Source organism: Streptomyces sp. NPDC059524 (genome assembly GCF_042749255.1).
Taxonomy (GTDB): domain Bacteria; phylum Actinomycetota; class Actinomycetes; order Streptomycetales; family Streptomycetaceae; genus Streptomyces; species Streptomyces xanthii.
Map to the genome: position 1 here is coordinate 1 of NZ_JBHYTK010000085.1, position 10,156 is coordinate 10,156.

A 10,156-nucleotide genomic window follows, 5' to 3' on the forward strand; every position below is an offset into this window, starting at 1 on the left:
GGGGGGGGGGGGGGGGCGGGGCGGCGCCCGGGCGCGCCCCGGGCGGGGGGGGCCGGGGCGGCGGGGGCCCGGCGCGCGGCCGGGGCCCCGCCCCCGCGCCCGGAGGGGGACCCGGGGGTGCAGTGACCGCAAGTTTGCACGGTGTGCAAGAATCTCGGCCGTGACCACGACCGACCACCGTCCCAGCGCCCCCGCCGAGGGGCTGCGCGCACGCCGGCGCCGCCAGACGCGCGCCGACCTGCACGCCGCCACCCTGCGCCTGGTGCGCGAACTGGGGTTCGCGAAGGTCACGGTCGAGATGATCAGCACCGAGGTCGGGGTCTCGCCCCGCACCTTCTTCAACTACTTCCCCAGCAAGGAAGCCGCGCTCTTCGCCCTGCCCGGCGCCCTGCCCGCCCCCCTCGCCGACCGCTTCGCCGAGGGACCGGGCCAGGACACCGACGCCGTGCTGCGCGACCTCGGCGACGTGCTCGCCGACCATCTCCAGGAGGCGGCCCCCAGCCCCCGGGAGCTGGAGGACATCCTGCGGATCGCCGAGGGCGTGCCCTCGGTGCTCGCCACGTTCCTCGCCCAGTGCGAGGCCGTCGAGCGCGATCTCGCCGGCGTCATCGCCCTGCGCACCGGCACCCCCGCCGACGGCGCGGACGCGGAACTGCTCGCGGGCCTCGCCATGGCGACCGTCCGCAGCGGGCTCAAACGGTGGTCGCAGCAGAGCGACCACAGCGCGGGCCCGGCCGCCTCCGTCCGCGAGGCGTTCACGGCGCTGCGCGCCCTGTTCGGGCGGGCCGCCGTGCAGTAACGGCCCCGCCCGCGTGACCGGTTCCCCCGTGCGGTCACCCACGAACCCCCTCCCCGAACACCAGTACCCGTGGCCGGCGACCGCTCTCACCACGCCACACACGGTCCTTCGCACGTCGAACTTCGAACCCCGGACCTCGAACCCGGGACTTCGAACGGGCCGTCCGCACGACCCTCATCCATCGGAGAACCCCGCAATGACGCACGCCCCCGCACCCGAGGGCATCGACGAGGCAGCCGCCGCGGCGGCCGACGAGAGCATCGCCAAGCCGGCCAACTTCGGCCTCATCTTCGCCGCGCTGATGCTGACGATGCTGCTCGGCGCCCTCGACCAGACCATCGTCTCGACCGCCCTGCCGACCATCGTCGGCGAGCTCAACGGCATCGAGCACATGGCGTGGATCACCACCGCGTACATCCTCGCGGCCACCGTCGGCATGCCCGTCTACGGCAAGCTCGGCGACCTCATGGGCCGCAAGAACATCTTCCTCACCGGCATAGCCCTGTTCCTGGTCGGTTCCGTGGTCTGCGGCCTCGCCGAGAACATGGGCACGCTCATCGCCGGCCGCGCCCTCCAGGGCCTCGGCGGCGGTGGCCTCATGATCACCTCGCAGGCGATCATCGCCGACCTGGTGCCGCCGCGCGAGCGCGCCAAGTACATGGCCCCGATGGGCGCCGTGTTCGGCCTCTCCTCCGTGGTCGGGCCGCTGCTCGGGGGCTGGTTCACCGACGAGCACTCCTGGCGCTGGGCGTTCTGGATCAACCTGCCGCTCGGCGTCCTCGCCTTCTTCGTCGCCGCCGTCGCCATCAAGCTGCCGCGCAAGGCCGTCCAGGTCACGCTCGACTACCTCGGCACCGTACTCATGGCCGCCGCCGTCACCTGCACCGTCCTGTTCGCCAGCTGGGGCGGCACCCAGTACGAGTGGTCCGACCCGCTGGTCATCGGTCTCGGCGTCGGCGCGGTCGTCGCCTGGGTGCTCTTCTTCGTCGCCGAGAAGCGCGCGAAGGAGCCGGTCATCCCGCTCCACCTGTTCCGCAGCCCGATCTTCAACGTGGCGACCCTGCTCGGCATGATCGTGATCGGCCTCGGCATGTTCGCGATCGTCGGCTACATGCCCACGTACCTGCAGATGGTCTACGGGAAGTCCGCCACGGAGTCCGGACTGCTGCTGATCCCCATGGTCGTCGGCATCATGGCCACGGCGCTGCCGTCCGGCGCCATCATGTCCAAGACCGGCAAGTACAAGATCTACCCGATCGCCGGCACGGTCATCATCATGCTCGTCGCCTACCTGATGTCGACCCTCGACGTCTCCGACCCGGTGTGGCTGGTCTGCGTCTACGTCGGTCTCGCGGGCGCCGGCGTCGGTCTGATGATGCAGACGCTCGTGCTCGCCGTGCAGAACGACTTCCCGGCGAGCGAGGTCGGCACGGCCACCTCCGCGAACAACTTCTTCCGGGAGATCGGGGCGACGCTCGGCACGGCCGTCGTCGGCGCGGTGTTCGCGAGCCGGCTCACCGATCAGCTCGCCGCGAGCATCCCGGCGGAGGCCGCCGCCAAGGTGGGGGACAGCGACTCGCTGACGCCCGCGCTGGTGCGAGCGCTGCCGGCGGACCTGCGCGAGACGGTCGTCAACTCCTACCAGGAGGCGCTGGTCCCGATCTTCCTGTACCTGCTCCCCGTCTTCGCCGTCGGCCTCGTCCTCGCCTTCGTCCTGAAGGAGAAGCCGCTGGCCGACACGGCGGACTGGCACGCGGAGAACACCCCGGCGCCCGAGTCCACCCCGACCCCGGTCGGCTGACCCGTCCAGGCCCCCCGTACCCCGGTGCTGCTCCCAGCGCCGGGGTACGCGCGTTCAGCGGCCCGACGAGCCTCGGACCGCCCCCGGTCAGTCGGTGACGAGCCAGGCGCCGTCGCGCATCAGCTCGCGCTCCGCCAGCTCGTCGACCTCCCGCCACGCCAGGATCCGTACCGGCCGGATGCGGAAGTACAGGTACCGCTGCCCCTCGATCCCCGCCGGATCGAACCCCGTCTTCGCCGCGAACTCCCGCCGCAGCCCCTCATCGACCTCGCCGTCACCCAGAGCCTCCGCGACGCCCTCTACGTGCACGACGTCCCGTGTCCGCCCGATCCCCAGATGGACCCGGCCCCCGGCGACGAGATTCCGGGCCACGGGATTGGACGCCCGGGTCGACACGTACAGCAGCCCGTCCCGCCACAGGAACGACAGCGGCATCATGTACGGCGCCCCGCCCTCCGGCCCCGCCGTCGCGACCCAGGCGTCGACGTCCTCCTCGAAGCGCCGGATCGTGTCCTGCTTGCGCTGCTTCGCCGAACGGGGCGGCGCGGTCTCGGTCATGGGGATTCCTCGCTCTTCGGGGCTGCCGCGTAACACCGTACGTCGACCAACTCGCCGGGCCCCCACTCCTGTTGCCCCGCGCCGAGGAACGTCCAGCCGGACCGCTCGTACAGGGCGACCGCGGAGACATCCCGCGAGACCACGTCCAGGACGGCCCGCGCCCCGCTCCGTCGTGCCTCGCGCGCCGCCCGCCCCAGCAGTTGCGCCCCGATCCGCCGGCCCCGCGCCCCCGGCGCGACGAACAGCCGGCCCACGACAGCCGTCGGCCCCCCGGGCGGGGCGAGCCGGGGCGCCACGTCGCCGGGGGCTGGCCGGGCCAGTACGACATGGCCCGCGATCCGCCCGCCGAGCCGCGCCACCCACGCCCCGAGCTCCCCGTCCACCCGCAGCCAACCTGCCGGATCCGCGGGCCAGTTCACCGGATAGCCGTCCGCCCGGTGCACGGCGCCGAGCACCCCGACACACTCCGCGAGATCAGAATCCCCTCGCACGTCCACCACGGCTTGATCGCTCGCCTGATCGCTCCACTCCATCGGGGCATCGAACCACGCGGCCCGCACGCCCGGCGCCGGGTAGCGTGCCCGCGTGGAACTCTTCGCGCGCTCATGGGCCGACCTGCGCTCCGCCGTCGCGGGGCTCGCCCCCGAGGACTTCGCCCGGCCGTCGGGCTGCACCGGATGGCTGGTCCGCGACCTCGTCTGCCATCTCGTCATCGACGCGCAGGACGTCCTGATCACCCTCGTCACCCCGGCGGACGCGGAACCGACCGCCGACGCGGCGACCTACTGGCACGTGGGGGAGGAGCCGCCGACCGGCGAGGACCCGCTCGCCGCGCTGACCGTACGGCTCGCCGCGGCCTACCAGGACCCGGCGCTGCTCACCTTCCACCTGGACGACGTGGGCGCGGCGGCGGGCCGGGCGGCGGAACTCGCCGACCTGGACGCCCGCGTGAGCACCCAGGACATGGTCCTCACGGCGCGCGACTACCTCGACGCGTACGTACTGGAGTGGACCCTCCACCACCTGGACCTGACGGCCCACCTCCCCCACGTCCCCGGCCCCGCCCCCGAGTCCCTCGCGGCGACCCGCGCCCTCCTGGAGCGCATCGCGGGATCCCCCTTCCCGCGAGCCCTCGACGACCGAGCCACCCTCCAACTCGCCACAGGCCGCCGCCACCCCACCCCCTCGGAGTCGACAACCCTGACCCCCCTCTCCGCCCACCTCCCCCTCGTCCTGGGCTGACCCTCGCCACTCCGCCTGTCTGCCGGGTCCGGTGGCGTGGGCGGATGCGCGAAGGGGCCCGCACGGCAGCGTGCGGGCCCCTTCGCGAGGTGTGCGATCCGGGTCAGGCCAGGGAGAGGAAGAGCTTCTCCAGTTCTTCCTCGGAGAGCGGCGGCTGTTCGCCGTCCGCCGCGTTCATGCAGTCCCGCATGCCGGAGGCGATGATCTTGAACCCGGCGCGGTCGAGGGCGCGGGAGACGGCGGCCAGCTGGGTCACGACGTCCTTGCAGTCACGGCCGGCCTCGATCATCGCGATGACCCCGGCCAGCTGGCCCTGCGCGCGGCGCAGCCGCTTGAGGACCGCGTCCATCGCCTCGGGGTTGTCGGTGCCCTTCATGAGCGCAGGGCCGCGCGGGCCGAGTCGAGAGCGCCGGGCTCGGGGCGGTTGAAGGGGAGCTTGCCGAGCATCACGGCCATCCCGCACGTGTTGCTCACACCCGAGTAGACGAGTCCCGAGGCGACACCGGCGGCGAGCAGCCGGCCCTTCGGGGCGCGGCGGCCGAGCGCGAGACCGAGCAGTACGAGCGAACCCGCGGCGAAGCGGACCTGGCGGTCCATGGCCCACACGGAGCGGCCGGGCCGGTCCACCGTGTGCACGGGCAGCCCGTCGGCGCTCCATGCCTGCGTGCCACCGGCGAGACCCACGGCCTCGACCCCGGCGTCCGCCAGCTTGGCGCAGGCCGCGGCCGAGCGCCGGCCCGCGGCGCAGACGACGACGATGTGGCGGCGCTCGGCGGCGGCGCGCAGGTCGGGGAGGAGGTCGTCGAGGTGCTCGGCCGGCACGTTGATCGCACCCGGCACATGGCCCGCGGCGAACTCACCGGGGGCGCGGACGTCGACGACCAGCGTGCTGTCGGCGGACCGGGCGTGCAGCTCGGCGGGGGCCAGGGTGGTGCTCATGCTTCTCCCATGTGAGACGGCGCGGCTCATCTTATACCCCCGAGGGTATCAAATATACCCCGAGGGGTATGGAAGTGGCGCACCGTTCGTATCAACACCGACAGAAGATGTCCGGATTCCCGGGAAGGCTCGACACCGTACGCAGCGCGCGTACGAACACAGGGAATCAGGAGTCGATGTGAGCATGAGCCGCACCCAGGAGCTGCACGGCAAGGTCTGCCTCGTCGCGGGCGCCACCCGAGGCGCGGGCCGCGGCATCGCCGTGGAGCTGGGCGCGGCGGGCGCCACGGTCTACGTCACGGGCCGCACCACCCGCACCCGCCGCTCCGAGTACGACCGCCCGGAGACCATCGAGGACACCGCGGACCTGGTCACCGAGGCGGGCGGCCGGGGCATCGCCGTACCCACCGACCATCTGGAGCAGGACCAGGTCCGCGCCCTCGTCGACCGGATCGACGGCGAGCAGGGCCGGCTCGACGTCCTCGTCAACGACATCTGGGGCGGCGAACACCTCTTCGGCTGGGAGGTCCCCGTGTGGGAGCACGACCTCGACAAGGGGCTGAGACTGCTCCGCCTCGCCGTGGAGACCCACGCGATCACCAGCCACTACGCGCTGCCGCTGCTGCTGCGGCACCCGGGCGGCCTCGTCGTGGAGGTCACCGACGGCACGGCCGAGTACAACGGCACCCGCTACCGCAACTCGTTCTTCTACGACCTCGCCAAGACCTCCGTGCTGCGCATGGCCTTCGCGCTCGGCCACGAACTCGGCCCGCGCGGCGCCACCGCCGTGGCCCTCACCCCCGGCTGGATGCGTTCGGAGATCATGCTCGACGCGTTCGGCGTCACCGAGGAGACCTGGCGCGAGGCGCTGACCGCACAGCCGCACTTCGCGATCTCGGAGACCCCGCGCTACACCGGCCGGGCCGTCGCCGCGCTCGCCGCTGACCCCGACGTCGCCCGGTTCAACGGCACCTCGCAGTCCAGCGGCGGCCTCGCCGCCGTGTACGGCCACACGGATCTCGACGGCAGCCGGCCGGACGCCTGGCGCTATCTCGTGGAGGTCCAGGACACCGGCAAGCCCGCCGACGTCACCGGTTACCGGTAGCGGCCGTGCGGGGGACGGTCAGATCCCGCCGTCGGGGTCGTCCAGATGAGCGGGCCAGATCGCCGAACCGCCGCCGCGCCACTCGATGAAGTCCGGGTCGTGCAGCGGCGCGTCCTCCAGACCGGCACGGCGCAGGAACTCCACCACGTCGGCGAGCGAGTGCGCGAGCCCCGCGTCCTCGCCGCGGATGGTGACCCGCCGCCCGCCGGGCTGAGCGGCGTGCACGACAACTGAGGGGTATCCGTCGAGTCCGTCCATGCCCCCCAGCTTGGTGGTCCGGCGGGCGCCGCGCACCCGGTACGGCGGGACGCGTGCCCGCCGGTCCCGGTGAGCCCGTGATCAACAGGCGCGGCGGACATACCCCTTCGCCCCGGCCGGCCGTACGTCACGGTCGCGCAGCACGACCGAGAGCCGGTCGCCCCAGCGCGCGCAGGCCCGCGCGAAGTCCCGGGCGCGGTACTCGATCACGTAGACACGGTCGTCGTACGCCTTCGCGTACGCGCCGCACTCGTCGTAGCGGGCGCACTCCTCGGCCACCGCGAAGTCGAAGCCCGTTCCGGCCCGCTCGGGCAGCAGCTCGGCGGTGTTCTTCTGGCCGACTGCGAGCCCGGCGGCGTGGGCGCGGGAGGCGAGCAGCCGCGCGAAGGCGAGCGCGTCGGACTTCTTCAGGAGTCCCTTCGAGCGGGTGTAGGAGTCGAGATTGTCGGGCTCGACGGCCTGAAAGCCGGAGTCGGCGCAGCCGTCGAACCACCGGCCGACGAGCCCGGCGAGGGAGGAGCGCTTGCCGGCCGTCGAGATGTCGAGCAGCGGCTCGCCCCAGTCCTCGTCGACGACGAGCCGTCCGTCCGCGTCCCGCAGCAGCAGCTCGGGACGCTCCCGGCGCCACCGGCGCGTCGCGTCCGGCTGGGCCTGGAAGGCGTTGACGTAGCAGATGTTGTACAGCCCGCGCACCGGTCGCGCGGTGCGGTCGCGGGCCACGACCCGGACGTCGTCCCCGGGCCGGTACGGGCCGCCCAGCTGGTAGTCGAACGCGGCACCGGCCGGGGGTCTGCTCACCCGGGCCGGGGAGGCGCCGGACGTGTCCGGCGTCGCGGAACACCCGGCCAGCACGGCGGCGGCCAGGACGGGAGCGAGGGCCCGGCGCAGGCGGGCGGCGCCCGCGTGGAAGATCACCCGGGAACCCTAAGGTGTCGTGCGTCACCGGAGGGAACAAGGGTGGGGGTTCGCACGTTGAACCCATCGTGGACGCGGATGGAACTGTGTCCCCGGGCCTCATCTCCTTCGCCCGCAGGGAAGATCGTTCGGCTGAAGCCCTGCGGAGCCCCCGCCAGGAGGCGACCGCCATCCGCGCCCACCTCAGAGCCGCCCCGGCCGTGGTCCCCCGTCACGGCCGGGGCTCTCCCTTTTCCGGACAAGCCGGACGACTCGGACCACCCGGACCGGCGGGCCGCCCGAAGATCCGGACCACCCCTCCACCGGCGTGACACCCCGCATTAGAGTCGTCGCCATGGGACTGGACCGCGACACCAAGCACCGGATCGTCACGACCTTCCAGCGGCGGGTCGCCAATCCGCTCTCCCTGAAGCTGCCCGGTCAGGTCCTCGTGGAGACCACCGGCCGCACCTCGGGACTGCCCCGGCGCACCCCCGTCGGCGGGCGGCGCATCGGGGACAGCTTCTGGTTCGTCTCGGAGTTCGGCCTGAAGTCCCAGTACGTGCGCAACATCCAGGCGGACCCGAAGGTCCGCGTCCGGATCCGCGGCCGCTGGTACGAGGGCACGGCCCGTCTGCTCCCCGACGACGACGCCCGCGCCCGGCTGCGCACCCTGCCCCGGATGAACAGCTCGGCGGTGCGCGCCTTCGGCACCGACCTCCTCACGATCCGCGTCGACCTCGACTGAGGACCGGCTCCGCGCCCCGTGCCCGGCTGCCCGCCGAGTGATCGGTTCTTCGGCACGGGGTGCGCCCTGGCATGATCGGGGGCATGGCAGAACGTGTGATCGCCGCGTGTGACGGCGCGTCGAAGGGAAATCCCGGGCCCGCGGGCTGGGCGTGGGTCGTCGCCGACGGGGACGAGAAGCCCGTACGGTGGGAGGCCGGCGCGCTCGGCACGGCGACGAACAACGTCGCCGAACTGACCGCCCTGGAGCGGCTGTTGACCACGATGGACCCGGCCGTGCCGCTGGAGGTCCGGATGGACTCCCAGTACGCGATGAAGGCGGTCACCACCTGGCTGCCCGGCTGGAAGCGCAAGGGCTGGAAGACCGCCGCGGGCAAGCCCGTGGCCAACCAGGAGCTGGTCGCGCGCATCGACGCGCTGCTCGAGGGCCGCAAGGTCGAGTTCAAGTACGTGCCCGCGCACCAGGTCGACGGCGACCCGCTGAACGACTTCGCCGACCGGGCGGCCAGCCAGGCGGCCGTGGTCCAGGAAGCGGCGGGCAGCGCGCTCGGCTCCCCCGAACCGCCGCCCTCGCCCACCTCGGCCGCCTCCCCGGCCCGCGCCCGCTCGGGCGCCACCCGCAAGCGCCCCGCGTCCGGTGGCACCTCCGCGTCCGGCGGCGCCTCCGCCTCGGGCGGCTCCTCGCGCACCCTCAAGGCGAAGTTCCCCGGCCGCTGCCGCTGCGGCCGCTCGTACGCGGCGGGCGAGCTGATCGCGAAGAACCCCGACGGCTGGGGCCACCCCGAGTGCCGCGCCTCCGCCTGACCGGCGACGCGCGCCCCTGACCTGCCGGAGGCCCGCACGTACCTATCCGCCCGGGCCTCCCGCATGAGTGACCGCCGGGCTCAGCGCTTGCGCAGCGCCTTGATCAGCTCGTCCTTCGACATCTGCGAGCGGCCCTCGATGCCGACCTTCTTGGCCTGCTCGTACAGCTCGTCCTTCGTCCGGTCCTCGTAGGACCCCGCCTTGCCGCCCTTGCGGCCGGTCGAGGAGCGTGAGGAGCGGGACGCGTCGTTGGCGATGCGCGCCGCCTTCTCCTTGCCCGCGCCCTCGCGGCGCAGCGCCTGGTACGTCTTCTCGTCCTTGATCTGCCCTCTGGGCACAGCAACCACCTCCAGGGTGGGTCGATGACGGGTGTGCCCCCTTCCCTGCTTAACCCGGGTACGCCGGAGGTGCCAGGTGAAACAGGCCGTAGGGTGCGGACAGCCGAACGAACCGGGAGCCATGGTGACCACGCTGAGCTGTGCCGTACTCGACGACTACCAGGGCGTCGCCCACGAGCTGGGGGACTGGAAGCGGCTGGACGGCCGGGTCGACGTGCGCTTCGTGGACCGCCACATCCCCGGGCACGACGAGCTCGTCGCCGAGATCGCCGACTGCGAGATCGTCGTCGTGATGCGTGAACGCACCCCGTTCCCGGCGGAGTTGTTCGCCCGGCTGCCGAAGCTGCGCCTGCTGATCACCTCCGGCATGCGCAACGCCTCCGTCGACCTCGGTGCCGCCGCCGCGCACGGCGTGACCGTCTGCGGCACGGCCAGCAACTCGGAACCGCCCGCCGAGCTGACCTGGGCCCTCATCCTGGGACTCGCGCGCGGCGTCGTCACCGAGGGCGCGCACTTCCGCGACGGCGGCCCCTGGCAGTCCACCCTCGGCGCCGACCTGCACGGGCGGCGGGGGGGGGGGGTGGGGGGCGCGGGGGCTGGCGGCCGGAGAGGGACCCGCGGGCGGACCCAGGGGTCGCGGGCGGGGCGCGCGGGGGCGGGGGGCGCTCGCG

13 protein-coding genes and 1 pseudogene are annotated in these 10,156 nt (G+C 73.2%); 7 read left to right on the top strand and 7 right to left on the bottom strand.

Annotation, left to right across the window (positions count from 1 at the left end):
* The first annotated feature begins 160 nt into the window (after positions 1-160).
* A complete protein-coding gene (locus ACFW9D_RS22900) occupies positions 161-799 on the top strand; it encodes a TetR/AcrR family transcriptional regulator (protein ID WP_384624269.1) in 639 nt (212 codons plus the stop codon).
* Between the two features lie 196 nt (positions 800-995).
* On the top strand, positions 996-2,600 hold the full coding sequence (locus tag ACFW9D_RS22905) for an MDR family MFS transporter (protein WP_384624270.1): 1,605 nt from the start codon (positions 996-998) through the stop codon (positions 2,598-2,600).
* An 87-nt stretch (positions 2,601-2,687) separates the two neighbouring features.
* Here ACFW9D_RS22905 and ACFW9D_RS22910 read toward each other — a convergent pair whose 3' ends face one another.
* Both ACFW9D_RS22910 and ACFW9D_RS22915 read right to left on the bottom strand, forming a co-directional pair.
* Entirely contained in the window at positions 2,688-3,158 is a 471-nt protein-coding gene (locus tag ACFW9D_RS22910; RefSeq protein ID WP_384624272.1) for a pyridoxamine 5'-phosphate oxidase family protein, read from the bottom strand.
* On the bottom strand, positions 3,155-3,691 hold the full coding sequence (locus tag ACFW9D_RS22915) for a GNAT family N-acetyltransferase (protein WP_384624274.1): 537 nt from the start codon (positions 3,689-3,691) through the stop codon (positions 3,155-3,157). The genes ACFW9D_RS22910 and ACFW9D_RS22915 overlap by 4 nt, the downstream gene beginning before the upstream one ends.
* A gap of 52 nt (positions 3,692-3,743) precedes the next feature.
* Between ACFW9D_RS22915 and ACFW9D_RS22920 the strand changes: the two genes are divergently transcribed.
* A complete protein-coding gene (locus ACFW9D_RS22920) occupies positions 3,744-4,400 on the top strand; it encodes a maleylpyruvate isomerase N-terminal domain-containing protein (RefSeq protein WP_384624276.1) in 657 nt (218 codons plus the stop codon).
* 103 nt (positions 4,401-4,503) lie between these two features.
* Here the strand turns inward: ACFW9D_RS22920 and ACFW9D_RS22925 are convergent, their stop codons facing one another.
* The gene (locus ACFW9D_RS22925) at positions 4,504-4,776 is read right to left on the bottom strand and encodes a metal-sensitive transcriptional regulator (protein ID WP_188340563.1); all 273 of its coding nucleotides are present in this window, start codon (positions 4,774-4,776) and stop codon (positions 4,504-4,506) included.
* Positions 4,773-5,339 (bottom strand): rhodanese-like domain-containing protein, encoded by a 567-nt coding sequence (locus ACFW9D_RS22930; RefSeq protein WP_188340564.1) that lies wholly within the window; start codon positions 5,337-5,339, stop codon positions 4,773-4,775. The genes ACFW9D_RS22925 and ACFW9D_RS22930 overlap by 4 nt, the downstream gene beginning before the upstream one ends.
* A 184-nt stretch (positions 5,340-5,523) precedes the next feature.
* On the opposite strand from ACFW9D_RS22930, the gene ACFW9D_RS22935 reads away from it, so the two are divergent.
* The gene (locus ACFW9D_RS22935) at positions 5,524-6,444 is read left to right on the top strand and encodes an SDR family oxidoreductase (RefSeq protein WP_384624278.1); all 921 of its coding nucleotides are present in this window, start codon (positions 5,524-5,526) and stop codon (positions 6,442-6,444) included.
* Between the two features lie 18 nt (positions 6,445-6,462).
* Here ACFW9D_RS22935 and ACFW9D_RS22940 read toward each other — a convergent pair whose 3' ends face one another.
* Together ACFW9D_RS22940 and ACFW9D_RS22945 are read right to left on the bottom strand one after the other, a co-directional pair.
* A complete protein-coding gene (locus tag ACFW9D_RS22940; RefSeq protein ID WP_188340566.1) occupies positions 6,463-6,702 on the bottom strand; it encodes a hypothetical protein in 240 nt (79 codons plus the stop codon).
* 81 nt (positions 6,703-6,783) lie between these two features.
* Positions 6,784-7,617 (bottom strand): endo alpha-1,4 polygalactosaminidase, encoded by an 834-nt coding sequence (locus ACFW9D_RS22945; protein WP_384624280.1) that lies wholly within the window; start codon positions 7,615-7,617, stop codon positions 6,784-6,786.
* A gap of 334 nt (positions 7,618-7,951) precedes the next feature.
* On the opposite strand from ACFW9D_RS22945, the gene ACFW9D_RS22950 reads away from it, so the two are divergent.
* Both ACFW9D_RS22950 and ACFW9D_RS22955 read left to right on the top strand, forming a co-directional pair.
* A complete protein-coding gene (locus ACFW9D_RS22950; RefSeq protein ID WP_384624282.1) occupies positions 7,952-8,344 on the top strand; it encodes a nitroreductase/quinone reductase family protein in 393 nt (130 codons plus the stop codon).
* A 71-nt stretch (positions 8,345-8,415) separates the two neighbouring features.
* Positions 8,416-9,147 carry a ribonuclease H gene (locus ACFW9D_RS22955; protein WP_188340569.1) on the top strand — a complete coding sequence of 244 codons (732 nt, stop codon included), beginning with the start codon at positions 8,416-8,418 and terminating at the stop codon, positions 9,145-9,147.
* Between the two features lie 80 nt (positions 9,148-9,227).
* On the opposite strand, the gene ACFW9D_RS22960 is transcribed toward ACFW9D_RS22955, so the two are convergent.
* Entirely contained in the window at positions 9,228-9,485 is a 258-nt protein-coding gene (locus ACFW9D_RS22960; RefSeq protein ID WP_384624284.1) for a Rho termination factor N-terminal domain-containing protein, read from the bottom strand.
* A gap of 121 nt (positions 9,486-9,606) precedes the next feature.
* On the opposite strand from ACFW9D_RS22960, the pseudogene ACFW9D_RS22965 reads away from it, so the two are divergent.
* Positions 9,607-10,156, top strand: a pseudogene (locus tag ACFW9D_RS22965) (D-2-hydroxyacid dehydrogenase family protein); the annotation flags it as partial.

What these genes read in the sequence shown, in the direction of transcription:
- ACFW9D_RS22905 (WP_384624270.1), top strand. Translation starts at nt 996, where the DNA reads ATGACGCACGCCCCCGCACCCGAGGGCATCGACGAGGCAGCCGCCGCG.
- ACFW9D_RS22935 (WP_384624278.1), top strand. Translation starts at nt 5,524, where the DNA reads ATGAGCCGCACCCAGGAGCTGCACGGCAAGGTCTGCCTCGTCGCGGGC.
- ACFW9D_RS22955 (WP_188340569.1), top strand. Translation starts at nt 8,416, where the DNA reads ATGATCGGGGGCATGGCAGAACGTGTGATCGCCGCGTGTGACGGCGCG.
- ACFW9D_RS22930 (WP_188340564.1), bottom strand. Translation starts at nt 5,339, where the DNA reads ATGAGCACCACCCTGGCCCCCGCCGAGCTGCACGCCCGGTCCGCCGAC.
- ACFW9D_RS22910 (WP_384624272.1), bottom strand. Translation starts at nt 3,158, where the DNA reads ATGACCGAGACCGCGCCGCCCCGTTCGGCGAAGCAGCGCAAGCAGGAC.
- ACFW9D_RS22950 (WP_384624282.1), top strand. Translation starts at nt 7,952, where the DNA reads ATGGGACTGGACCGCGACACCAAGCACCGGATCGTCACGACCTTCCAG.
- ACFW9D_RS22915 (WP_384624274.1), bottom strand. Translation starts at nt 3,691, where the DNA reads ATGGAGTGGAGCGATCAGGCGAGCGATCAAGCCGTGGTGGACGTGCGA.
- ACFW9D_RS22940 (WP_188340566.1), bottom strand. Translation starts at nt 6,702, where the DNA reads ATGGACGGACTCGACGGATACCCCTCAGTTGTCGTGCACGCCGCTCAG.
- ACFW9D_RS22925 (WP_188340563.1), bottom strand. Translation starts at nt 4,776, where the DNA reads ATGAAGGGCACCGACAACCCCGAGGCGATGGACGCGGTCCTCAAGCGG.